This is a genomic window from Leclercia adecarboxylata (genome assembly GCF_023639785.1).
Taxonomy (GTDB): Bacteria; Pseudomonadota; Gammaproteobacteria; order Enterobacterales; family Enterobacteriaceae; genus Enterobacter; species Enterobacter adecarboxylatus_D.
Map to the genome: position 1 here is coordinate 1,320,192 of NZ_CP098325.1, position 23,500 is coordinate 1,343,691.

Annotated in this window: 24 protein-coding genes, 5 tRNA genes and 1 other RNA gene; 20 read left to right on the plus strand and 10 right to left on the minus strand. The window is 55.8% G+C overall.

Going from position 1 to position 23,500, the window contains the following annotated elements:
- Positions 1 to 100: 100 nt before the first annotated feature.
- From ybgC to pnuC, 15 genes are all read left to right on the plus strand, one after another.
- Entirely contained in the window at positions 101 to 505 is a 405-nt protein-coding gene (ybgC, locus tag NB069_RS06160) for a tol-pal system-associated acyl-CoA thioesterase (protein WP_250588558.1), read from the plus strand.
- Positions 502 to 1,194: a Tol-Pal system protein TolQ gene (gene tolQ, locus NB069_RS06165; protein ID WP_072036639.1), complete on the plus strand. Its 693-nt coding sequence runs from the start codon at positions 502 to 504 to the stop codon at positions 1,192 to 1,194. Before ybgC ends, tolQ begins: the two co-directional genes overlap by 4 nt.
- 3 nt (positions 1,195 to 1,197) lie before the next feature.
- Positions 1,198 to 1,626, plus strand: coding sequence for a colicin uptake protein TolR (gene tolR / locus NB069_RS06170; protein WP_039029343.1), 429 nt, complete (start codon positions 1,198 to 1,200; stop codon positions 1,624 to 1,626).
- A gap of 37 nt (positions 1,627 to 1,663) precedes the next feature.
- Entirely contained in the window at positions 1,664 to 2,974 is a 1,311-nt protein-coding gene (tolA, locus tag NB069_RS06175; protein ID WP_250588559.1) for a cell envelope integrity protein TolA, read from the plus strand.
- Between the two features lie 127 nt (positions 2,975 to 3,101).
- Positions 3,102 to 4,394, plus strand: coding sequence for a Tol-Pal system beta propeller repeat protein TolB (tolB, locus tag NB069_RS06180; RefSeq protein WP_250589461.1), 1,293 nt, complete (start codon positions 3,102 to 3,104; stop codon positions 4,392 to 4,394).
- Between the two features lie 34 nt (positions 4,395 to 4,428).
- Positions 4,429 to 4,950, plus strand: coding sequence for a peptidoglycan-associated lipoprotein Pal (gene pal, locus NB069_RS06185; protein WP_032617096.1), 522 nt, complete (start codon positions 4,429 to 4,431; stop codon positions 4,948 to 4,950).
- 9 nt (positions 4,951 to 4,959) lie between these two features.
- Positions 4,960 to 5,748, plus strand: coding sequence for a cell division protein CpoB (gene cpoB, locus NB069_RS06190; RefSeq protein ID WP_250588560.1), 789 nt, complete (start codon positions 4,960 to 4,962; stop codon positions 5,746 to 5,748).
- A gap of 162 nt (positions 5,749 to 5,910) precedes the next feature.
- Positions 5,911 to 5,986: transfer RNA gene (locus NB069_RS06195), tRNA-Lys, on the plus strand.
- A gap of 126 nt (positions 5,987 to 6,112) precedes the next feature.
- Positions 6,113 to 6,188: transfer RNA gene (locus tag NB069_RS06200), tRNA-Val, on the plus strand.
- Positions 6,189 to 6,191: 3 nt separating this feature from the next.
- Positions 6,192 to 6,267 (plus strand) — tRNA-Lys (locus NB069_RS06205).
- A 147-nt stretch (positions 6,268 to 6,414) separates the two neighbouring features.
- A tRNA-Lys gene (locus NB069_RS06210) sits at positions 6,415 to 6,490 on the plus strand.
- A gap of 28 nt (positions 6,491 to 6,518) precedes the next feature.
- A tRNA-Lys gene (locus NB069_RS06215) sits at positions 6,519 to 6,594 on the plus strand.
- A gap of 181 nt (positions 6,595 to 6,775) precedes the next feature.
- Positions 6,776 to 6,904: non-coding RNA, RtT sRNA (locus NB069_RS06225), on the plus strand.
- Positions 6,905 to 7,158: 254 nt separating this feature from the next.
- Positions 7,159 to 8,202, plus strand: a complete 1,044-nt coding sequence (nadA, locus tag NB069_RS06230; RefSeq protein WP_250588561.1) for a quinolinate synthase NadA — start codon at positions 7,159 to 7,161, stop codon at positions 8,200 to 8,202.
- 30 nt (positions 8,203 to 8,232) lie between these two features.
- Positions 8,233 to 8,952 (plus strand): nicotinamide riboside transporter PnuC, encoded by a 720-nt coding sequence (pnuC, locus tag NB069_RS06235; RefSeq protein WP_250588562.1) that lies wholly within the window; start codon positions 8,233 to 8,235, stop codon positions 8,950 to 8,952.
- On the opposite strand, the gene zitB is transcribed toward pnuC, so the two are convergent.
- On the minus strand, positions 8,949 to 9,887 hold the full coding sequence (zitB, locus tag NB069_RS06240) for a CDF family zinc transporter ZitB (protein WP_250588563.1): 939 nt from the start codon (positions 9,885 to 9,887) through the stop codon (positions 8,949 to 8,951). The genes pnuC and zitB overlap by 4 nt on opposite strands.
- Positions 9,888 to 9,995: 108 nt before the next feature.
- Entirely contained in the window at positions 9,996 to 10,487 is a 492-nt protein-coding gene (locus NB069_RS06245; protein ID WP_250589462.1) for a YbgS-like family protein, read from the minus strand.
- Between the two features lie 321 nt (positions 10,488 to 10,808).
- Here NB069_RS06245 and aroG point away from each other — a divergent pair, with 321 nt between their 5' ends.
- Positions 10,809 to 11,861: a 3-deoxy-7-phosphoheptulonate synthase AroG gene (gene aroG, locus NB069_RS06250; protein ID WP_250588564.1), complete on the plus strand. Its 1,053-nt coding sequence runs from the start codon at positions 10,809 to 10,811 to the stop codon at positions 11,859 to 11,861.
- Between the two features lie 66 nt (positions 11,862 to 11,927).
- Here aroG and gpmA read toward each other — a convergent pair whose 3' ends face one another.
- The 7 genes from gpmA to modE all read right to left on the minus strand — a co-directional run bounded on the left by gpmA (position 11,928) and on the right by modE (position 19,682).
- A complete protein-coding gene (gene gpmA / locus NB069_RS06255; RefSeq protein ID WP_250588565.1) occupies positions 11,928 to 12,680 on the minus strand; it encodes a 2,3-diphosphoglycerate-dependent phosphoglycerate mutase in 753 nt (250 codons plus the stop codon).
- A gap of 212 nt (positions 12,681 to 12,892) precedes the next feature.
- On the minus strand, positions 12,893 to 13,933 hold the full coding sequence (galM, locus tag NB069_RS06260; protein WP_250588566.1) for a galactose-1-epimerase: 1,041 nt from the start codon (positions 13,931 to 13,933) through the stop codon (positions 12,893 to 12,895).
- Complete coding sequence (gene galK / locus NB069_RS06265) at positions 13,927 to 15,075, minus strand: galactokinase (protein WP_250588567.1); 1,149 nt, start codon at positions 15,073 to 15,075, stop codon at positions 13,927 to 13,929. Before galK ends, galM begins: the two co-directional genes overlap by 7 nt.
- A gap of 2 nt (positions 15,076 to 15,077) precedes the next feature.
- Complete coding sequence (gene galT, locus NB069_RS06270) at positions 15,078 to 16,124, minus strand: galactose-1-phosphate uridylyltransferase (protein ID WP_250588568.1); 1,047 nt, start codon at positions 16,122 to 16,124, stop codon at positions 15,078 to 15,080.
- A 9-nt stretch (positions 16,125 to 16,133) separates the two neighbouring features.
- Complete coding sequence (gene galE, locus NB069_RS06275; RefSeq protein WP_250588569.1) at positions 16,134 to 17,150, minus strand: UDP-glucose 4-epimerase GalE; 1,017 nt, start codon at positions 17,148 to 17,150, stop codon at positions 16,134 to 16,136.
- Positions 17,151 to 17,355: 205 nt separating this feature from the next.
- Positions 17,356 to 18,825 carry a molybdate ABC transporter ATP-binding protein ModF gene (modF, locus tag NB069_RS06280; RefSeq protein WP_250588570.1) on the minus strand — a complete coding sequence of 490 codons (1,470 nt, stop codon included), beginning with the start codon at positions 18,823 to 18,825 and terminating at the stop codon, positions 17,356 to 17,358.
- Positions 18,826 to 18,893: 68 nt separating this feature from the next.
- Positions 18,894 to 19,682, minus strand: coding sequence for a molybdenum-dependent transcriptional regulator (modE, locus tag NB069_RS06285; RefSeq protein ID WP_250588571.1), 789 nt, complete (start codon positions 19,680 to 19,682; stop codon positions 18,894 to 18,896).
- Positions 19,683 to 19,809: 127 nt separating this feature from the next.
- On the opposite strand from modE, the gene NB069_RS06290 reads away from it, so the two are divergent.
- The 4 genes from NB069_RS06290 to modC all read left to right on the plus strand — a co-directional run bounded on the left by NB069_RS06290 (position 19,810) and on the right by modC (position 22,661).
- Entirely contained in the window at positions 19,810 to 19,959 is a 150-nt protein-coding gene (locus tag NB069_RS06290; RefSeq protein ID WP_039029358.1) for an AcrZ family multidrug efflux pump-associated protein, read from the plus strand.
- A 178-nt stretch (positions 19,960 to 20,137) separates the two neighbouring features.
- The gene (gene modA, locus NB069_RS06295; protein WP_250588572.1) at positions 20,138 to 20,914 is read left to right on the plus strand and encodes a molybdate ABC transporter substrate-binding protein; all 777 of its coding nucleotides are present in this window, start codon (positions 20,138 to 20,140) and stop codon (positions 20,912 to 20,914) included.
- A complete protein-coding gene (gene modB / locus NB069_RS06300) occupies positions 20,911 to 21,600 on the plus strand; it encodes a molybdate ABC transporter permease subunit (RefSeq protein ID WP_138369561.1) in 690 nt (229 codons plus the stop codon). Before modA ends, modB begins: the two co-directional genes overlap by 4 nt.
- 2 nt (positions 21,601 to 21,602) lie before the next feature.
- Positions 21,603 to 22,661, plus strand: a complete 1,059-nt coding sequence (gene modC / locus NB069_RS06305; RefSeq protein ID WP_250588573.1) for a molybdenum ABC transporter ATP-binding protein ModC — start codon at positions 21,603 to 21,605, stop codon at positions 22,659 to 22,661.
- Here modC and NB069_RS06310 read toward each other — a convergent pair whose 3' ends face one another.
- On the minus strand, positions 22,662 to 23,480 hold the full coding sequence (locus tag NB069_RS06310) for a pyridoxal phosphatase (RefSeq protein ID WP_250588574.1): 819 nt from the start codon (positions 23,478 to 23,480) through the stop codon (positions 22,662 to 22,664).
- Positions 23,481 to 23,500: the final 20 nt, after the last annotated feature.

The following is a 23,500-nucleotide window of genomic DNA, read 5'->3' on the forward strand; positions in this document are numbered from 1 at the left end:
TTACTCTCTGTTTACTTTCCCCCATTCCAAACCACCATTCCCGCGCGTATAGTAGCGAAGTTCAAAAGCTCTAAACCTTTTTGCATTACCGGGATGTAAAGTGAATACAACGCTATTTCGATGGCCGGTTCGTGTCTACTATGAAGACACTGACGCCGGTGGTGTGGTTTACCACGCCAGCTACGTTGCCTTTTATGAACGAGCACGCACTGAAATGCTGCGCCATCATCACTTTAGCCAGCAGGTTCTGTTGGCGGAGCGAGTTGCCTTCGTGGTACGCAAGATGACGCTGGAGTATTTTGCGCCTGCCAGACTCGACGATATGCTCGAAGTCCAAACGGAAATAACATCAATGCGCGGAACCTCGATGGTTTTCACGCAGCGGATCGTCAATGGAGAGAACCAGGTACTGAACGAAGCTGAAGTCCTGATTGTCTGTGTTGATCCACTCATCATGAAGCCTCGTGCGCTTCCTAAGTCTATTGTCGCGGAGTTTAAGCAGTGACTGACATGAATATCCTTGATTTGTTCCTGAAGGCGAGCCTTCTGGTTAAACTTATCATGTTGATTTTGATTGGTTTTTCAATCGCATCCTGGGCCATCATTATCCAGAGAACCCGTATCCTCAACGCCGCAGGCCGCGAAGCGGAAGCTTTTGAAGACAAGTTCTGGTCCGGTATCGAACTTTCTCGTTTGTATCAGGAGAGCCAGGGCCGTCGTGAAAACCTCTCCGGCTCCGAGCAAATCTTCTATAGCGGATTTAAAGAGTTCGCGCGCCTGCACCGGGCTAACAACCATGCGCCGGAAGCGGTCGTTGAAGGCGCATCCCGTGCGATGCGTATTTCGATGAACCGTGAACTGGAGACGCTGGAAACGCATATCCCGTTCCTGGGTACCGTCGGCTCCATCAGCCCTTATATCGGTCTGTTTGGTACGGTCTGGGGGATCATGCACGCCTTTATCGCCCTGGGGGCGGTAAAACAGGCGACGCTGCAAATGGTTGCACCAGGTATCGCAGAAGCGCTGATCGCGACCGCTATCGGTCTGTTCGCGGCGATTCCAGCGGTTATGGCCTATAACCGTCTGAACCAGCGTGTGAACAAACTGGAACTGAACTACGACAACTTCATGGAAGAGTTCACTGCGATTCTGCACCGCCAGGCGTTTACCAGCACCGAGAGCAACAAGGGGTAAACCATGGCCAGACAGCGTGGACGGGGTCGTCGCGAATTGAAGTCCGAAATCAACATTGTACCGCTGCTGGATGTGCTGCTGGTGCTGCTGCTGATCTTTATGGCGACAGCACCCATCATTACCCAGAGCGTTGAGGTTGATCTGCCGGACGCGACAGAATCTCAGGCTGTAAGCACCAATGACGATCCTCCGGTCATCATTGAGGTATCCGGGGTTGGACAGTACAGCGTGGTAGTGGAAAAAGATCGTATGGATCAGCTACCGCCGGAGCAGGTCATTGCGGAAGCGCAACGACGTCTGCAATCCAATCCGAAAACAGTCTTCTTAATCGGGGGTGCGAAAGACGTGCCTTACGATGAAATAATTAAAGCGCTGAACCTGTTGCATAGCGCGGGCGTTAAGTCAGTCGGCTTGATGACGCAGCCTATTTGATCATCTGCGTACACAACAGAGTTTTTGGGAACCAATAGTGTCAAAGGCAACCGAACAAAACGATAAGCTTAAACGGGCGATAATTATCTCGGCGGTGCTGCATGTCATTCTTTTTGCAGCACTGATCTGGAGTTCGTTCGATGAGCATCTGGATGCCGCTGCCGGCGGGGGTGGAGGTTCATCCATCGATGCTGTCATGGTCGATCCCGGCGCGGTGGTGCAGAACTATAACCGCCAGCAACAGCAGCAAGCGAGTGCGAAACGTGCTGAAGAGCAACGCGAAAAACAGGCGCAACAGCAGGCGGAGGAGCTGCGTGAAAAGCAGGCTGCCGAGCAGGAACGCCTGAAGCAGCTTGAGAAAGAACGCTTGCAGGCGCAGGAAGCGGCAAAAGAGCAGGCGGAGCAGCAGAAACAGGCTGAAGCCGCAGCGAAGAAAGCCCAGGAGCAGCAGAAGCAGGCCGAAGAGGCCGCGGCGAAAGCCGCAGCAGAGGCTAAAGCGAAAGCGGATGCCCAGGCAAAACAAGCCGCAGAAGCCGCCGCCGCAGCAGCGAAAAAAGCCGCTGCCGATGCGCAGAAACAGGCTGAAGCCGAAGCAGCAAAAGCCGCTGCTGACGCGAAGAAAAAGGTAGAAGCAGAGGCGGCTAAGAAAGCCGCGGCAGAAGCCCAGAAGAAAGCCGAAGCAGAAGCCGCTAAGCAGGCTGCCCAGGAAGCCGAGAAGAAAGCGGCTGCTGAAGCCGCTAAAAAAGCCGCTGCGGCAGAGAAAGCCGCGGCAGCTGAAAAGGCGGCTGCAGAAAAAGCCGCAGCTGATAAGAAAGCCGCTGCGGCAGAAAAAGCAGCCGCAGATAAAAAAGCCGCTGCAGAGAAGAAAGCCGCTGCCGATAAAGCTGCTGCTGACAAAGCCGCCGCCGCGAAAGCCGCTGCTGCGAAAAAAGCTGCAGCAGAAAAAGCGGCTGCATCGGATGTAGACGACCTGTTCGGTGATTTGAGCTCAGGTAAGAATGCGCCGAAATCGGGTGGGGCAAAAGGTAACGGTCAACCAGCAAAAGATAGCGGGACAAGTGGGGCAAACGGCGGCGCGTCCGGCGCTGATATTAGTGCCTATGCCACGCAAATTCGTAACGCAATTCAGAGCCGTCTCTATGGCGCCGATCTGTATGCTGGTAAATCCTGTGTGCTGCATATCAAGCTGGCACCAGACGGGCTGCTGCTGAATGTCACCGAAGAAGGCGGCGATCCTGCGTTATGTCAGGCAGCGCTCACTGCAGCAAAAACTGCCAGAATTCCTAAACCGCCTAGCCAGGCTGTTTATGAAAAAGTAAAAGATGCCAAACTTGATTTCAAACTGTAGCGTTTTTCCCACTAAAGTTGGCAAAACAGTCTACGTTTGAGGCTGTGAGTTGGTAGTTTTGTTTATTTGGGTTTGTTAACATTCTGCTAAATTATGCGGGTAAGGTTACCCGGATATGGGAGATATGATGAAGCAGGCATTACGTGTTGCAATGAGTTTTTTAATGCTGTGGGCAGCGGTGCTGCACGCAGAAGTGCGTATCGAAATCACCCAGGGGGTGGATTCGGCACGTCCAATTGGTGTGGTTCCGTTCCAGTGGAAAGGGCCTGGTGCCGCGCCGGAAGATGTGGGTGGCATTGTTGCTGCTGACCTGCGCAATAGCGGTAAATTCAATCCGTTAGATCGTTCTCGTCTGCCACAGCAGCCGGGCACTGCCGCAGAACTGCAACCGGCGGCATGGTCTGCGCTGGGTATTGATGCGGTAGTGGTGGGGCAGGTTACCCCTAACCCGGACGGCGGTTACACCGTGGCCTATCAGCTGGTGGATACCGGTGGCGCACCGGGTACCGTGCTGGCACAGAACAGCTATAAAGTGAACAAACAGTGGCTGCGTTATGCGGGCCATACGGCGAGTGATGAAGTCTTTGAGAAGCTGACCAGCATTAAAGGCGCATTCCGCACCCGTATCGCTTACGTTGTGCAGACCAACGGCGGCCAGTTCCCATATGAGCTGCGCGTTTCTGACTACGATGGCTACAACCAGTTCACCGTTCACCGTTCACCACAGCCGCTGATGTCCCCGGCCTGGTCACCGGACGGTTCTAAGCTGGCGTATGTGACCTTCGAAAGTGGCCGTTCAGCGCTGGTTATCCAGACGCTGTCTAACGGTGCGGTACGTCAGGTTGCCTCTTTCCCACGTCATAACGGCGCACCTGCGTTCTCGCCTGACGGTACTAAACTGGCGTTTGCCCTGTCTAAAACCGGTAGCCTGAACCTGTACGTGATGGACATCGGCTCTGGCCAGATCCGTCAGGTCACCGACGGTCGCAGCAACAACACCGAACCAACCTGGTTCCCGGACAGCCAGAACCTGGCCTTTACCTCTGACCAGGCGGGTCGTCCACAGGTTTATAAAGTCAATATTAACGGCGGTGCACCGCAGCGTATCACCTGGGAAGGTTCTCAGAACCAGGACGCAGACGTGAGCGCTGACGGTAAGTTCATGGTAATGGTTAGCTCGGCCGGTGGTCAGCAGCACATTGCTAAACAAGATCTGGGCGGGGGCGGCGTACAAGTTCTGTCGTCGACTTTCCTGGACGAAACGCCAAGTCTGGCACCTAACGGCACTATGGTTATCTACAGCTCTTCTCAGGGGATGGGATCCGTGCTGAATCTGGTTTCTACCGATGGGCGTTTCAAAGCGCGTATTCCGGCAACTGATGGACAGGTAAAATCACCTGCCTGGTCGCCGTACCTGTAATAATAATTAATTGAATAATATAGGAATCATAGAAATGCAACTGAACAAAGTGCTGAAAGGGCTGATGATCGCTCTGCCTGTTATGGCAATCGCAGCGTGTTCTTCTAACAAGAACGCCAGCAACGACCAGAGCGGCGAAGGCATGATGGGTGCCGGCACCGGTATGGACGCAAACGGCAACGGCAATATGTCTTCTGAAGAGCAAGCGCGTCTTCAGATGCAGCAGCTGCAGCAGAACAACATTGTTTACTTCGATCTGGACAAGTTCGACATCCGTTCTGACTTCGCTGCGATGCTGGATGCGCACGCTAACTTCCTGCGTAGCAACCCGTCTTACAAAGTCACCGTAGAAGGTCACGCGGACGAACGTGGTACGCCTGAGTACAACATCTCCCTGGGTGAGCGTCGTGCTAACGCCGTTAAAATGTACCTGCAGGGTAAAGGCGTTTCTGCTGACCAGATCTCCATCGTTTCTTACGGTAAAGAAAAACCTGCAGTACTGGGCCACGACGAAGCGGCTTACTCCAAAAACCGTCGTGCCGTACTGGTTTACTAAGAGAATTGCATGAGCAGTAACTTCAGACATCATCTGTTGAGTCTGTCGTTACTGGTTGGTATAGCGGCCCCCTGGGCCGCTTTTGCTCAGGCACCAATCAGTAGTGTCGGCTCAGGCTCGGTAGAAGACCGGGTCACCCAACTCGAGCGTATTTCTAATGCTCACAGCCAGCTTTTAACCCAACTTCAGCAGCAGCTCTCTGACAACCAAACCGATATTGACTCACTGCGCGGACAGATCCAGGAAAGCCAGTACCAGCTCAATCAGGTTGTGGAGCGCCAGAAGCAGATCCTGTTGCAGATTGATAGCCTGAATAACGGCGGCGCAGCAGCGCAACCGGCGACAGGGGATCAGGGTGCTGGTGCGGCGGCAACGCCTCAGGCTGATACGTCAGCCTCAACGGCTGCGCCTGTGCAGAGCGGTGATGCGAACACTGATTACAACGCGGCAATCGCCCTGGTGCAAGACAACTCGCGTCAGGACGAGGCTATGGCGGCGTTTCAGAACTTCGTCAAGAAATACCCGGATTCCACCTATCAGCCAAACGCTAACTACTGGCTGGGTCAGTTGAATTACAACAAAGGTAAAAAAGACGATGCGGCATTCTATTTTGCCTCTGTCGTTAAAAATTACCCTAAATCACCGAAAGCACCTGACGCGATGTACAAGGTCGGTGTGATCATGCAGGACAAAGGCGACACCGCGAAAGCGAAAGCCGTGTTCCAGCAGGTGGTTGCTAAATTCCCGGGTACCGAAGGTGCAAAACAGGCGCAAAAACGTCTTGCTGCGATGGGTTGATTGCCGTATGACCAGAAATCGCGTTTTTTCTGGTCTTGCCGCATAATTCATAAGCAGTTAAGTGATATTCATCAAAATTTTAGTTGCGCAGAATTCTGAAATCAGTAATATATGCCGCCGTTGCCAAGGGATATCAAACAGCCCAAAAGCAGCCAAAATAGTGGGTCGTTAGCTCAGTTGGTAGAGCAGTTGACTTTTAATCAATTGGTCGCAGGTTCGAATCCTGCACGACCCACCACTAATTAAGTGGAAAGCAGTAGGTTAGCGTGAAGGATAACGTTGCGTCAGCAACGGCCCGTAGGGCGAGGCGAAGCCGAGTCATCCTGCACGACCCACCACTTAAAGTAGTATCCAGCGTAGTATCGGGTGATTAGCTCAGCTGGGAGAGCACCTCCCTTACAAGGAGGGGGTCGGCGGTTCGATCCCGTCATCACCCACCACTCGGGTCGTTAGCTCAGTTGGTAGAGCAGTTGACTTTTAATCAATTGGTCGCAGGTTCGAATCCTGCACGACCCACCAATTTTAATATCTGACTCGGATATTAAACGTGAAGGATAACGTTGCTTTAGCAACGGCCCGAAGGGCGAGGCGAAGCCGAGTCATCCTGCACGGCCCACCAATTTTAAATTGGTACCGAGTAAAAATCTTCGAAGTCAGCACCCGAATGGGTCGTTAGCTCAGTTGGTAGAGCAGTTGACTTTTAATCAATTGGTCGCAGGTTCGAATCCTGCACGACCCACCACTTCGAAGAAAGCAGTACATCCCGCAAGGGGTCGTTAGCTCAGTTGGTAGAGCAGTTGACTTTTAATCAATTGGTCGCAGGTTCGAATCCTGCACGACCCACCAATGTAAAAAGGCGCCCTAAAGGCGCCTTTTTGCTATCTGCGATCCAGACGATTCGAACCTGCAGCAGGTTCGGGCCGAACGCAGTGAGGCAACGGAGCCGCTGGCGGCGACGGCCCGAAGGGCAAGCGAAGCGAGTCATCCTGCACGACCCACCAATGTAAAAAGGCGCCCTAAAGGCGCCTTTTTGCTATCTGCGATCCGGACGATTCGAACCTGCAGCAGGTTCGGGCCGAACGCAGTGAGGCAACGGAGCCGCTGGCGGCGACGGCCCGAAGGGCGAGCGAAGCGAGTCATCCTGCACGACCCACCAATGTAAAAAGGCGCCCTAAAGGCGCTTTTTTGCTATCTGTTATTCCTGCGCATGAAACACATGCCTGATGGCGCTGCGCTTATCAGGCCTACATTCACGTAACTCATCGATCAAATGCTACCGGCTCCCTTTTGAAGTGACTTTTCACCTTAAATTCGCTATCTTGTTTAGTATACAAAACACAATTGCCGTCACTTTGGTTATCATCGCTAAAGCATGGCAAATTTGTTAAGCCAGTAAAACGAGAAGCCAAAATGAGTGTGATGTTTGATCCTGAAGCCGCTATCTATCCCTTCCCGCCAAAACCTGTTCCGCTGAGCCTGGACGAAAAGCAGTTTTACCGTGAAAAAATTAAGCGTCTGCTCAAAGAGCGTGATGCGGTCATGGTGGCGCATTACTACACCGACCCTGAAATTCAGCAGTTGGCAGAAGAGACGGGCGGCTGCATTTCGGACTCCCTGGAGATGGCGCGCTTTGGCGCAAAACATCCTGCTTCCACGTTGCTGGTAGCCGGGGTCCGTTTTATGGGTGAGACGGCAAAAATCCTCAGTCCGGAAAAGACTATCCTGATGCCGACCCTGAATGCGGAATGCTCCCTCGATCTGGGCTGCCCGATCGATGAATTTACCGCCTTCTGCGACGCGCATCCTGACAGAACGGTAGTGGTTTACGCCAACACCTCAGCGGCGGTCAAGGCGCGTGCCGACTGGGTCGTTACCTCCAGCATTGCCGTAGAACTCATTGAGCACCTCGACAGCCTGGGCGAGAAAATTATCTGGGCACCGGACAAACACCTGGGTAACTACGTTCAGAAGCAGACCGGGGCGGATATTCTGTGCTGGCAGGGGGCCTGTATCGTGCATGACGAATTCAAAACCCAGGCGCTGGCACGCATGAAAGGTCTTTATCCGGATGCGGCTATTCTGGTCCATCCGGAATCACCGCAGGCTATCGTCGACATGGCGGATGCCGTTGGCTCTACCAGCCAGCTGATCAATGCCGCTAAAACGTTGCCGCACAGTCAGCTTATTGTGGCGACCGATCGTGGCATCTTCTACAAAATGCAGCAGGCGGTGCCTGGCAAAGAGCTGCTGGAGGCGCCAACAGCAGGTGAGGGGGCAACCTGTCGCAGCTGCGCGCACTGTCCGTGGATGGCCATGAACGGGCTGAAGGCGATTGCAGACGGGCTGGAGTCGGGTGGGTCAGCCCATGAGATCCATGTCGATGCTGCGCTGCGGGAAGGGGCCTTAATTCCGCTTAACCGCATGCTGGATTTTGCGGCTACACTACGTCCTTAAACCACGTAAACGTAACGCTCAGGGGAAAAGATGGATTTTTTTAGCACGCAAAACATTCTGGTACATATACCGATTGGCGCTGGCGGCTATGACTTGTCATGGATTGAAGCCGTAGGGACAATTGCAGGCCTGCTCTGTATCTGGCTCGCCAGTCTGGAGAAGATTGTCAATTACGCGTTTGGCCTGGTGAACGTCACGCTTTTTGCCATTATCTTCTTTCAGATCCAGCTGTATGCCAGCCTGCTGCTGCAGCTGTTCTTCTTTGCCGCCAATATCTATGGCTGGTACGCATGGTCGCGGCAGAACAGCCAGCAGGAGGCAGAATTGCAGATCCGCTGGCTGCCGTTGCCGAAGGCCATCGGCTGGCTCGCAGCCTGCGTGGTGGCGATTGGCCTGATGACGGTCTATATCGACCCGGTGTTTGCCTTCCTGACCCGCGTGGCCGTCTCGGTGATGAATGCCCTCGGCATGAACGTGACGATGCCGGAACTGCAGCCTGACGCCTTCCCGTTCTGGGATTCATGCATGATGGTGCTCTCCATTGCCGCCATGATCCTGATGACCCGTAAATATGTCGAAAACTGGCTGCTGTGGGTGATCATTAACGTCATCAGCGTGGCGATCTTCGCTCTGCAGGGGGTCTATGCCATGTCGCTGGAGTATATGATCCTTACCTTCATCGCCCTGAACGGCAGCAGGATGTGGATTAACAGCGCGCGCGAGCGAGGCTCTCACGCGTTGTCGCGCTAGTGGTGGTGATGATGTGTATGGCCGGGCTCAATCTCGTTGAGATGGCAATCCGGTCCATTACAGGGGGTGTATTCCATCTGGATGGTGCTGTGCGCAATGGCGTAATGGTGCTCCAGGAAGTGCTGAATACGCCCCAGTAACGCATCGTGATCGTGGGGAGGGATCACCTGGACGTGCAGCGTCATCAGGGGTTTTTCGCCCACCATCCAGACATGAATATGATGAACATCGCGCACTTCCGGAATGGAGCGCGTTAAGTTTCGCTTCAGCGCCGGAATATCCAGCGTGGCCGGCGCGCCTTCCAGTAGCTCATTCACACTCTCGTGCAACAGACGCCAGGCGCTGCGTAGCACCAGACACGAAACCAGAATCGAGAGTATCGGGTCGACCGGCGTCCAGCCTGTCCAGAGGATCACCAGCGCCGCGACGATGGCACCTACCGAGCCCAGCAGATCCCCCAGCACATGTAGCGCAGCGGCGCGGACGTTGAGGTTTTTCTCTTCGCTACCGCGATGCAAAAGCCAGAAGGCCAGAATATTGGCCACAAGCCCGGCGACGGCAACCACCATCATGGTGACACCCGCGACAGGCTGCGGATAGCGGAAGCGCTGAATGGCTTCCCAGACAATCAGGACAGTGATCAACACCAGTGCAAGAGCATTGACGAAGGCGGCGAGAGTGGTGAGACGCAGCCAGCCAAAGGTGCGTCCACTGCTGGGAGGGCGTCGGGCAAACACCACCGCGAGCAGGGCAAAGAGCAGGGCCGCCGCATCCGTCAGCATATGGCCCGCGTCGGCCAGCAGCGCCAGCGAGCCTGAAATCAGCCCGCCTGTAACTTCGATGACCATAAAGGTCGCGGTGACGCCAAACGCCAGCATTAAGCGTTTAGCATTTTGATCCTGAGAAGAAGGGGCGTGTGAATGGGTGTGCGCCATTAATAATTTCCCGGTTAATTATTATTTTAAGTGTAGAGTTTTTAACATTTTGCACAAAAAATAAAGGAGAGCCTGAGCTCTCCTTCATCATAACCGCGTTACGGTGAATTACTGGGTAGTACCGTCGGTTTTACGTTCTTCCATGGTACGTTCATTATCGACTTTACCGCTTTGCTCCGGGCACTTACCGTCTTTACACATAGAGTTTTTATGCTGCTCGTCCTTGCTCATGCCAGAGCCATTCATCTTGCTCGGGTCATCGTTACCCATTACGGAGTTAGTACCGCCCGTGGTTGAGCTATTGCCGGTACCGTTGGTCACCCCGGTGCTGCTGGAATTGGTCCCGTCCGGGTTCAGCATGGTGCCGCCTGTACCCGTTGTGCCGGTAGTGCCTGATCCGGTATTGATCTGGCTGTTGCCGGTATTATTTGGTGCAATATTTTGACGTGCATCAGGTGCAACTGCCCCTGCATCAGCGGCGGCATTCGCCTGGCCGTTATTGCTGTCAGAGCCCGCGGCGGAATCAGCGGCCAGCGCAGCACCACTTGCCATGGTAAGGGAAGCGGTCAGGAAAAGGGTTGCGAGTTTAGTCATTTTCATCATGCTGCTCCTGTTCTGGTCGTTATGTTCTGGATAACTTCTTTCCACAGTGCATATGCGAAATCGATATACCGCTCAGTGGTTAAAGATGCCATGATCCCTACTTAGGTCAGTATGGAATCGCGATAAAATAAATAATTGCAGTGCATACAGTTAAAAAGTTTAGGGTGTATCTCGTTTTTCGCTACTTTGTGGCGTTTTTTAAGCGAATTCCAGGATTTATCTGTGCGTAGTGTAAAAGCGAGTTTACACTTCCTGACTGACAAGATAGATTGGAGGGATTGCATTCATTTATAAAAGTATGGCAACGCTGGAACGAACATGAATTATCAGAATGACGATTTACGTATTAAAGAGATCAACGAGTTATTACCTCCTGTAGCACTCCTTGAGAAGTTTCCTGCCACTGAAAACGCCGCCAACACCGTTTCTCATGCCCGTAAAGCGATCCACAAGATCCTGAAAGGCAATGACGATCGTCTTCTGGTGGTTATCGGTCCATGTTCCATTCACGATCCTGCGGCGGCGAAAGAGTATGCGGCACGTCTGCTGACGCTGCGTGAAGCGCTGAAGGATGAGCTGGAAATCGTCATGCGCGTCTATTTTGAGAAGCCGCGCACCACAGTGGGCTGGAAAGGGCTGATCAACGATCCGCATATGGATGGCAGCTTCCAGATCAACGACGGCCTGCGCATCGCCCGTAAGCTGCTGCTGGACATCAACGACAGCGGCCTGCCGGCAGCAGGTGAATTCCTCGACATGATCACTCCACAGTACCTTGCAGACCTGATGAGCTGGGGCGCCATTGGTGCGCGTACGACCGAATCTCAGGTTCACCGCGAGCTGGCGTCAGGGCTCTCCTGCCCGGTTGGCTTCAAAAACGGCACCGATGGCACCATCAAAGTGGCTATCGACGCCATCAACGCTGCCGGCGCGCCGCACTGCTTCCTCTCCGTCACCAAGTGGGGCCACTCCGCAATTGTGAATACCAGCGGGAATGGCGACTGCCATATCATTCTGCGTGGCGGTAAAGAACCTAACTACAGCGCGGCACACGTGGCCGAAGTGAAATCGGGCCTGGAAAAAGCCGGTCTGGCGGCGCAGGTGATGATTGACTTCAGCCACGCCAACTCCAGCAAGCAGTTCAAAAAGCAGATGGATGTCGGCACCGACGTCTGCCAGCAGATTGCTGGTGGTGAAAAGGCGATTATTGGGGTGATGATTGAAAGCCACCTGGTGGAAGGCAATCAGAATCTGGAAGGCAGCGAGCCGCTGGTTTACGGTAAGAGCGTGACCGATGCCTGCATCGGCTGGGACGATACCGAAACCGTGCTGCGCCAGCTGGCGAACGCGGTGAAAGCCCGTCGCGGATAAAAAAATGCCGGATAGTCATCCGGCATACAGTCTTTAAGGCCCGGTCATCACGACCGGGCTTTTTTATTACTTCGCTTTACCCTGGTTCGCAACCGCAGCAGCTTTTGCCGCGATCTCGTCTGCGTTACCCAGATAGTAGTGCTTAACAGGTTTGAAGTTCTCGTCGAACTCGTATACCAGCGGTACGCCAGTTGGGATGTTCAGCTCGAGGATCTCGTCTTCGCCCATGTTGTCCAGGTACTTCACCAGCGCACGCAGGGAGTTACCGTGAGCGGCGATGATCACGCGCTCGCCGCTTTTCAGGCGTGGCAGAATGGTTTCGTTCCAGTAAGGCACAACGCGATCGATAGTCAGCGCCAGGCTTTCGGTGGTTGGCAGCTCAGCGTCAGTCAGTGATGCGTAACGCGGATCGTGGCCCGGGTAACGCTCGTCATCTTTGGTCAGCTCTGGTGGAGTAACAGCAAAACCGCGACGCCACTGTTTAACCTGCTCGTCACCGTATTTCTCTGCGGTTTCGGCTTTGTTCAGACCCTGCAGCGCACCGTAATGACGCTCGTTCAGCTTCCAGGATTTCTCAACCGGCAGCCAGGCCTGATCCAGTTCGTCCAGCACGTTCCACAGGGTGTGGATGGCACGTTTCAGCACGGAGGTATAAGCAAAATCAAAGCTGAAGCCTTCCTCTTTCAGCAGTTTACCTGCTGCTTTCGCTTCGCCTACGCCTTTCTCGGACAGGTCAACATCATACCAACCGGTAAAACGGTTTTCGTTGTTCCACTGGCTTTCGCCGTGACGTACCAGAACCAGCTTAGTTACAGCCATATTATACTCCTCCAGAACAAGCATTATTTGAATGATAACAATTCTCATTATATTGCCGCAGTTATCCCGCGGGCAACGCTTAACCCTAACCATAGCGAAAATAGCGTCGGAGTGTAAGATGCTTGTGAATGAGGGGTTGTCATTTTGTCGGTGACTGGCGCTATTTTCAGCAAGATGGGTAAAAAAAAGCCCTCCAGCAGGAGGGCCCAATTTTATTGTGCGATAAAGTGATATTCCGTGACGCTGATGTACTCCTCGCCCGGGCGCAGCACGCAGTCGGGCTGCGGCCATTCCGCATGGTTCGGGCTGTCGGGCAGGAACTCGCTTTCCAGCGCCAGGCCTTGCCAGACACGGTACTCCCCGTCTTCGCGCGCCGGGGTGCCCTCAAGGAAGTTGCCGGAATAGAACTGCAGGGCAGGGGCAGTGGTATAGACCGTCATCTGCAGCTTTTCATCGGCAGACCAGAGCTGTGCCGCGGGTTTGCTCAGATCGCCCTGAGCATCCAGCAGGAAAGCATGATCGTAACCGTTCACCTTGCGCTGATCGTCGTCCGCCAGGAAGTCCTGAGCGATGGCTTTAGTGGTGCGGAAATCAAAGCTGGTTCCGGCTACCGCTTTTAATCCCTCGTGCGGGATCCCCATCTCATCCACAGGCAGATAGCTCTGCGCCAGCAGTTGCAGGCGGTGCTGGCGGACGTCGCTGCAGTTACCGTCGAGGTTGAAATAGGCGTGGTTGGTCAGGTTGACAGGGCAAGGCTTATCGACGGTGGCGCGGTACTCAATGGCGATACGGTTGTCAGCCGTTAAGCGGTAATGCACGGTCGCCGCACAGTTGCCCGGAAAACCCTGATCGCCGTCCGGCGAGTCGAGGGCCAGCAGCGCTTCGCCATCGTTTTGCTGCAGGATGCGCCAGCGACGTTTATCAAATCCGTCCGGGCCGCCGTGCAGCTGGTTTTCGCCCTGGCTTGGCAGCAGATCATAGCGCACGCCGTCCAGCTCAAAGCGGCTTTTGGCGATACGGTTGGCATAGCGGCCTACCGAGGCGCCAAGAAAGGCGGTTTGCTCAACGTACTGTTCAGGCGACGCGCAGCCGAGCAGGGTTTCTCGCACGCTGCCGTCGGCCATCGGGACGCGGGCGGAGAGCAGCGTCGCGCCCCAGTCCATCAGGGTAACGACCATCCCTGCATCGTTGCGCAGGGTGATCAGGCGATACGGCAGACCGTCAGGGGCAAGAACAGGGGTTTCATTTAGCACTGGCCAGCTCCTTGTGAGGCATTGCAAACATAGAAGGTCTCTTTGATGCCGGTTTTGGCTTCATACTGTTGCTCAACGGCTTGCTGAACCACTGGCACCAGGTCCTCTGGCACCAGCGCCACCACGCAGCCGCCGAAGCCGCCGCCGGTCATACGCACGCCACCCTGCTCGCCAATAGCCGCTTTCACAATCTCCACCAGAGTGTCGATCTGCGGCACGGTGATTTCGAAATCATCGCGCATGGAGGCATGAGACTGCGCCATCAGCTCACCCATACGCAGCAGATCGCCTTTCTCCAGCGCTGACGCCGCTTCGACGGTGCGGGCATTTTCGGTCAGGACGTGACGAACGCGTTTTGCCACCACCGGATCCAGTTCGTGCGCCACTTTATTGAACTCGGTCAGCGAGACATCGCGCAGGGCGGACTGCTGGAAGAAACGCGCCCCGGTTTCGCACTGCTCGCGGCGGGTGTTGTACTCGCTGCCGACCAGGGTGCGTTTGAAGTTACTGTTGATAATAATTACCGCCACGCCTTTCGGCAGGGTGACCGCTTTGGTGCCCAGTGAGCGGCAGTCGATCAGCAGCGCGTGGCCTTTTTTGCCCAGCGCCGAAATCAGCTGATCCATGATCCCGCAGTTACAGCCGACGAACTGGTTCTCTGCTTCCTGCCCGTTAAGGGCGATCTGCGCGCCATCCAGCGGCAGATGATAAAGCTGCTGGAAGACGGTGCCGACGGCTACTTCCAGCGAAGCGGACGAACTCAGGCCCGCGCCCTGGGGAACGTTGCCGCTGATCACCAGATCCGCGCCGCCGAAATTTTTGTCGCGCTTCTGCAGATGCTTCACCACGCCGCGAACGTAGTTTGACCACTGCTGGCTGTCATGCACGACAATCGGCGCATCGAGAGAAAATTCGTCGATCTGGTTGTCGTAATCGGCGGCCATCACGCGCACCTTGCGGTCGTCGCGTTTCGCGCAGCTAATCACCGTCTGGTAATCAATGGCGCAGGGAAGGACAAAACCGTCGTTGTAGTCGGTGTGTTCGCCGATCAGGTTAACGCGGCCTGGCGCCTGAATGGCGTGCGTGGCGGGATAGCCAAATTTTTCAGCAAACAGGGCGTGGGTTTTATCTTTCAGACTCATTGTTATTCTCCGGATTCGCGAAAGTGGACATCACTCACTGCACGCAGACGCTCTGCGGCCTGTTCAGCCGTCAGGTCACGCTGGGTTTCTGCCAGCATTTCGTAGCCGACCATAAACTTACGCACGGTGGCGGAACGCAGCAGCGGCGGATAGAAGTGGGCGTGCAGCTGCCAGTGCGGATTCTCTTCGCCGTTAAAGGGCGCGCCGTGCCAGCCCATGGAATACGGGAAGGAGCACTGGAACAGATTGTCATAACGGCTGGTCAGTTTTTTCAGCGCCAGGGCCAGATCGCTGCGCTGGGCTTCGCTCAGATCGGTTAACCGCAGCACATGAGTTTTCGGCAGCAGCAGGGTCTCGAACGGCCAGGCTGCCCAGTAAGGCACCACCGCTAACCAGTGTTCGGTCTCCACCACGGTGCGGCTGCCATCAGCCAGCTCGCGCTGGACATAGTCCAGCAGCATCGGCGACTGCTGCTCAGCGAAATAGGTTTTTTGCAGGCGATCTTCCCGCTCCACTTCGTTCGGCATGAAGCTGTTGGCCCACACCTGTCCATGAGGATGCGGGTTGGAGCAGCCCATCGCCGCCCCCTTGTTCTCAAAGACCTGTACCCACGGATAGCGCTGTCCCAGCTCGGCGGTCTGCTCCTGCCAGGTTTTCACCACCTCGGTCAGGGCTTCGACGCTCAGCTCCGGCAGGGTTTTGCTGTGATCCGGCGAGAAGCAGATCACCCGGCTGGTGCCGCGCGCGCTTTCGCAGCGCAGCAGCGGGTCGTTGCTCTGCGGGGCATCCGGCGTGTCGGTCATCAGGGCGGCAAAATCGTTGGTAAAGACGAAGGTGCCTTTGTAGTCAGGATTGATATCACCCGTGACGCGGGTGTTGCCCGGACAGAGGAAGCAGTCCGGGTCGTGCTGAGGCAGCGTCTCCTGGGATGGGGTCTCCTGCGCGCCCTGCCAGGGGCGCTTGGCGCGATGCGGGGAGACAAGGATCCACTGTCCGGTTAATGGATTGAAGCGACGATGCGGGTGATCGACGGGGTTAAATTGGGTCATGACAGATCCTTAGTCCGGATAACCCTGCGGGTGGCGAGACTGCCAGCGCCAGGTATCCTGTGCCATTTCGTCAAGCGTGCGGGAAACACGCCAGTTGAGCTCTTTATCAGCTTTAGAGGCATCTGCCCAATAGGCAGGCAGATCGCCGTCGCGACGCGGGGCGAAGTGATAGCTCACAGGCTTGCCGCAGGCCGCGCTGAAGGCATTGACCACATCCAGCACGCTGTTACCGACGCCTGCGCCGAGGTTGTAGATATGGACGCCCGGTTTATCCGCCAGCTGCTGCATGGCGGCGACGTGTCCGTCGGCAAGATCCATCACGTGAATGTAGTCGCGAACGCCAGTGCCGTCCGGGGTAGGGTAGTCGTTGCCGAATACCGCCAGCGAATCACGACGACCGACTGCAACCTGAGCGATATAGGGCATCAGGTTGTTCGGAATGCCCTGCGGATCTTCACCCATATCTCCTGACGGATGGGCGCCAACCGGGTTGAAATAGCGCAGCAGGGCGATGCTCCACTCCGGCTGGGCTTTTTGCAGGTCGGTCAGGATCTGTTCCACCATCAGCTTGCTCTTGCCGTACGGGCTTTGTGGCGTCCCGGTCGGGAAACTTTCAGCGTAAGGGATTTGCGGCTGGTCGCCATAGACGGTGGCGGAGGAGCTGAAAATCAGGTTTTTGACGCCCGCCGCGCGCATGGCAGAGACCAGACGCAGCGTGCCGTTGACGTTGTTATCGTAATATTCCAGCGGCTTCGCCACGGATTCGCCCACGGCTTTCAGCCCGGCGAAGTGGATTACGGTATCAATGGCGTGATCGTGGAGGATCTCGGTCATCAGCGCTTCGTTACGAATATCGCCTTCGACAAAGGCAGGCTGTTTACCGGCCAGGCGTTCCATGACCGGCAGCACGCTGCGTTTACTGTTGCACAGGTTATCAAGGATGATGACGTCGTGGCCATTTTGCAGCAGTTGCACACAGGTATGGCTTCCTATGTAACCGCTACCACCTGTTACCAGAACTCGCATATTTCGCTCCATTAGGCTTATGGTATGAGATAATCCTAGCATAACAGAGAGCAGTAAACTGTGACATGGGATAAAATAGTGGAATCGTTTACACTGCCTGTCACGCTGCCACTGTTGAGCTAAAAAAGGATTGTAAATCAAAGTGTGAGGGGTGGGGTGTTGCAGGTTGTCCGAAAAAGCGCGGGGGCATAGCCCCCGACGGGTTTCAGATGGGGCCGGTCTGGTAACGATAGCTGTCGCCCCCGGCGACAAATTCCAGGCGATGGGTGATACAGGCGGGAGCATCTTCCGCATGGTGAGAGACGAACAGCAGCTGCGTTTCACCTTCGCTGATGAGAACATCAACAAACCGGCGAATCAGCTGGCGGTTCAGCGGATCCAGCCCCTGCAACGGCTCGTCGAGGATCAGTAGCGTCGGGTGTTTCACCAGCGCACGCACAATCAGCGCCAGCCGCTGCTGGCCCCATGAAAGACTGCTGAATGGCGCGTCGGCGACCCGGTTATCCATCCCGAGAATATCCAGCCACTGCTGCGCCAGCTTGTGCTGCCGGTCAGACACCGCCTGATAAATACCGATAGAGTCGAAATAACCGGAGAGGATCACATTGCGAACCGTGGTGCTCACGCGGTAATCAAGATGCAGGCTGCTGCTGACATAACCAATATGTTTTTTGATATCCCAGATGGTTTCACCGCTGCCGCGACGGCGCCCAAAGAGGGTTAAATCGTTGCTGTAGCCCTGAGGATGATCCCCGGTAATAAGGCTCAGCAGGGTGGATTTACCCGCGCCGTTGGGGCCGACAATCTGCCAGTGTTCCCCGGGATTTACCGTCCAGCTTAAGTGGTTGAGGATCGGGCGGTCGTTATAGGAGACCACGCCGTCATTAAGCTTAATCCGCGCCTCGCCATCGGGTAAGCCGTGACGCGCCGACGGGGCATCCGGTTCGGGCAGAGTGACGCCGTTAAGTTTTTCACTGTGCGCCAGCTGGGCGATCAGGGCCTGGTTCAGGAGAGCGGCTTTTTCACCCACCGCCGTCAGGGTGCAGTCGGCCAGCACGCCGGCGTGCTGCACAAAATCGGGGATCTCGTCAAAACGGTTGAGCACCAGCACCAGGGTGTAACCCTGCTGATTGAGCGAGGCCAGCAGTTCCGCCAGCTGGCCGCGGGATTTCACGTCGAGGCCGTCAAAAGGTTCATCGAGGATCAGCAGGTCAGGCTCGGCCATCAACGCCTGGCACAGCAGCGTTTTGCGGGTTTCCCCGGTGGAAAGGTATTTAAAGCGGCGGTCCAGCAGGTGAGTAATGCCAAACTGTTCTGCCAGCTGGCGGCAGCGGACGTCATCTTTCACCTCATCCTGGATGATTTCAGCAGCCGTTCGGCCGGTATCGTCTTCATCGGGGCTGAGCATATCGGTGTTGTTACGCTGCCACTCGTCGCTGACCAGTTTCTGCAATTGTTCAAAGGAGAGGCGGGTCACGCGGGTGAAAGCGCTCTGGCGTTCCCCTTTCAGCAGCGTCAGCTCCCCGGCCAGTGCCCGGGCGAGAGCCGATTTGCCGCTGCCGTTACTGCCCACGAAAGCCCAGCTTTCACCGGCATTCAACGTAAAATCAGCGAGGTTAAGCGTACGCGTGTCGCTAAGACGAAACGTGCCTTGCGAAATTTGCAATGATGACATGATTTATCCCATTTTTTGCAGCAATATGCATCAGGGATAACCCACTGTCGGCACGCATGTCAATGCGCTTAGCACAACGTGGCGATAATCACCCGGTCGGCATTAAAATATGCGGTCGCCTCAGCACCTTCTTCTAAATCGCGACTTTCGGCCAGCGGCACGGTGGCGCAGAGAGTCTGACCGTCCGGCAGCGTCATCAGCACTTCACACTGCTCCTCGCCGCGATCGATATGGTTGATAACCCCCTGAAGCTGGTTATCCGCCGCTTTCGCGGCCTCAGGATCCCGGGTGATGTTGACCCACGGCGCTTTCAGCAGGACCAGCACCTCTTTGCCCTCGTCCAGCCCCAGGCGCTTGCCGCTCTGGGCGGTGATGGCCACTTTCAGGCGGGTAGTGCCGTCGGCGAGCAAGATGTCCACATGCTGCTGCACCTGGTCATTATCCCGGGCGGTAACCGTGCCAAACCACTGGTTGCGGGCGCTGGTTTGCAGTGAGAAACGGGAGATAGCCCCGAGCAGGCTGTCCAGCGGCAGGGCATCATCGTCGCTTAACACATCGAAGGCTTTCTGCTGGATCTGCGCCAGCAGGTCATAAAGCTGGATCAGGCGTTGCCCATAGCGTGTCAGGATCGCGCCGCCGCCGCCTTTGCCGCCAGTGGCACGATCGACCAGGGTCTGTTCGCTCAGCGTGTTCATCTCGTTGATGGCATCCCACGCGCTTTTATAGCTGATACCGGCATTCTTTGCCCCCTGGCTGATGGAGCCGGTTTGCTCAATCTGTTTGAGCAGGGCAATGCGGCGGGGATCGGCGAACAGCTTTTGCGAGAGACGTAGGGTGAGGAGAATTTCGGCCTGCATAACAATGTCCTGGCAAAAGGGTTATTGTGACGTAATTCGTTACAGGCGCAAACTGTACCGCACAAAAGGGGATGTAATTCTCGCTTTTCCGGTTAGAATAAGGCATTCACATTGTCTGGAGAAAACCATGTTAGAGTTGCTGAAAAGTCTGGTATTCGCCGTGATCATGGTCCCAGTGGTGATGGCTATCATCCTCGGTGCCATCTACGGCCTGGGTGAGGTGTTCAACATCTTTTCCAATATCGGCCACAGAAAACAGCCGAAAAAGCAGCATTAATTTTCTTTTAAACGCCCGGTTCCGCCGGGCGTTTTGCCCTCAAGTTTCCCCCTCCCTCGCCGATATTAATTTCGGTACAAAATTGATTTACTCCCCGATCGGTACGATTTAACGCTGGGAAAACCCTGGGGTTATCGTTATATTTTATTTTATATAACGACACTCACAGGAGTTAACGATGACACGTACAGGCTTACGCTTTATTGCCGGGGCAACGCTGACCCTCACCCTGACCGGGCATGCGCTGGCAGATGAAGGCAAAATCACGGTATTCGCCGCAGCGTCTCTGACGAACGCGATGCAGGACATTGCCACAGCGTATAAAAAAGAGAAAAACGTCGACGTGGTGTCGTCCTTTGCCTCTTCTTCCACTCTGGCGCGCCAGATTGAAGCCGGGGCACCTGCCGACCTGTTTATCTCTGCCGATCAGAAGTGGATGGACTATGCGGTTGATAAAAAAGCGGTTGATACCGCGAGCCGCACAACCCTGCTGGGTAATAGCCTGGTGGTGGTGGCACCTAAAGCCAGCGCGCAGGGCGGGGTCGCTATCAATAAAGAGACCAACTGGAACAGCCTGCTGAAAGGCGGGCGGCTGGCCGTGGGCGATCCGGAGCACGTTCCGGCGGGTATTTACGCCAAAGAGGCGCTGCAGACGCTGGGAGCCTGGAATACGCTCTCACCGAAACTGGCCCCGGCAGAGGATGTGCGCGGCGCCCTGGCGCTGGTGGCGCGTAATGAAGCACCGCTCGGGATCGTCTACGGTTCCGATGCGGTTGCCGAAAAAGGGGTGAAAGTGGTGGGTACCTTCCCTGAAGACTCGCATAAGAAAGTGGAATATCCTGTGGCCATCATTGATGGACATAAAAACGCAACCGTCAGCGCCTTTTACGATTATCTGAAGGGGCCGCAGGCGTCTGCCATCTTTAAACGTTACGGATTTACGACTCACGAATGATACTGACCGATCCCGAATGGCAGGCCGTGCTGCTGAGCCTGAAAGTCTCTTCCCTCGCGGTTGCCTTTAGTTTGCCCTTTGGGATCTTCTTCGCCTGGCTGCTGGTCCGCTGCAAGTTTCCAGGCAAAGCGCTCCTCGACAGTATTTTGCACCTGCCGCTGGTGCTCCCCCCGGTGGTGGTCGGCTATTTGCTGCTGATTGCCATGGGGCGACGCGGGTTTATCGGCGAGCGGCTGTATGAGTGGTTTGGTCTCAGCTTCGCCTTCAGCTGGCGCGGGGCGGTACTGGCAGCGGCGGTGATGTCGTTCCCGCTGATGGTGCGGGCGATCCGCCTGGCGCTTGAAGGGGTCGATCTTAAACTCGAGCAGGCAGCCCGCACGCTGGGCGCCGGGCGCTGGCGGGTCTTTTTCACCATCACGCTTCCCCTCACGCTGCCGGGCATCATTGTCGGCACCGTGCTGGCGTTTGCCCGCTCGCTGGGTGAGTTTGGTGCCACCATCACTTTTGTGTCCAACATTCCGGGCGAAACCCGCACCATACCGTCAGCCATGTACACCCTGATCCAGACTCCGGGTGGCGAAGGGGCCGCCGCGCGGCTTTGCATTATCTCCATCGTGCTGGCGCTGGTCTCGCTGCTGGTGTCGGAGTGGCTGGCGCGGCTTAGCCGTGAACGGATGGGGAAATAATCATGCTGGAACTCAATTTTACCCAGACGCTGGGCGAGCACTGCCTGACCCTCAATGAAACCCTGCCCGCCAGCGGTATCACCGCCATTTTTGGCGTCTCCGGGGCGGGCAAAACCTCGCTTATCAATGCGATTAGCGGCCTGACCCGGCCCCAGTCCGGGCGGATCGTCCTTAACGACCGGGTGCTGAACGACGTTGAAAAACGCATTTATCTGGCGCCGGAAAAGCGCCGGATTGGCTACGTTTTCCAGGATGCGCGGCTGTTTCCGCACTACAAAGTGCTGGGCAATCTGCGTTACGGCATGGCGAAAAGCATGGCCGGACAGTTTGATAAGCTGGTGGCCCTGCTGGGGATTGAGCACCTGCTTGATCGGCTGCCATCGTCGCTCTCGGGCGGGGAAAAACAGCGCGTGGCGATAGGCCGGGCATTGCTGACCGCACCGGAACTGCTGCTGCTGGACGAGCCGCTGGCCTCCCTCGACATTCCCCGCAAGCGAGAGCTGCTGCCGTACCTGCAGCGTCTGGCGCGCGAAATTAATATTCCGATGCTGTACGTCAGCCATTCACTCGATGAGATCCTGCACCTGGCCGACAAGGTGCTGGTGCTGGAAAATGGCAGCGTAAAAGCGTTCGGGAATCTGGAAGAGGTGTGGGGCAGCAGCGTGATGCATCCGTGGCTGCCGCCGGAGCAGCAGAGCAGCATTCTGAAGGTAAGCGTGCTGGAGCACCATCCCCACTATGCGATGACGGCTCTGGCCATTGGCGATCAGCACGTCTGGGTCAACAGACTGGATAAACCGCTGCATACTAACCTGCGCATTCGCATTCAGGCGTCCGATGTCTCGCTGGTGCTGCAGCCGCCGCTGCAGAGCAGTATCCGTAATATTCTGCGGGCGAAAGTGGCCCAGTGCTTCGACGATAATGGTCAGGTGGAGGTGCAGCTGGAAATTGGCAGCCGCACGCTGTGGGCCCGCATCAGCCCGTGGGCCAGGGATGAACTGGGGATCAAACCTGGCCTCTGGCTCTACGCGCAGATCAAAAGCGTGTCGATCACCACCTGATCACAGCAGATGGGTATAGATGAACTCGGCGATGCTGTTGGTGGTGTTATCGCCGATCACCACGTTGGCGCGCGCTTTGACGGCGTCGTCCGCATTACCCATCGCCACCCCGGTGCCTGCCGCTTCCAGCATGCTGATGTCGTTGTAGTTATCGCCAAACGCAATGACGTCTTTCATTGACCCGCCGATGGATTCCACATACTGCGTCAGGCGTTTGCCCTTGCTGTTGCCTTTGCGGGCAATATCCACCTGATCGTGCCAGGACCATTCGCACTCCAGCCCCAGCGTCTGCTCGACATGTTTTGCGAAGTCGTTCAGTTTTACGGTGTCTTGGTCGGTCAGGGCAAATTTCCAGATAGCGTTAACCTCCCGGGCCGCCTGCGCCAGGGAAGGTACCTGAGTGAATACCGGGCGCTGGGCTTCGGGCAGCGACTGCGCCCAGTTGCTGGTGCGGATGACGTGGCCGGTAGGGCGCTCATACACCATCGCGTTGTCGACATACATCAGACCGTGTACGGCATGTTCATCGAGCAGATCGATGAGTTGCAGCGCCTGCGGGACCGGCAGCGGATCGGATTGTAGAACCTTTTTTGCTTGATAATCATACAAATAGGTTCCGTTGCAGCAAATTGCAGGTGTATCCAACGCCAGTGCCTGATAAAAAGGATGAATAGCAACGTGATGACGACCCGTCACGATGAGGAGCTGGTATCCCACCTCCTGGGCACGCTTCAGTGCTTCAAGTGAAGAGGGGAGCAGGGTTTTTTGCGGGGTTAACAGCGTACCGTCTAAATCCAGTGCAATCACACGCGAGGTCATTTGATATTCCGGGTTAATGT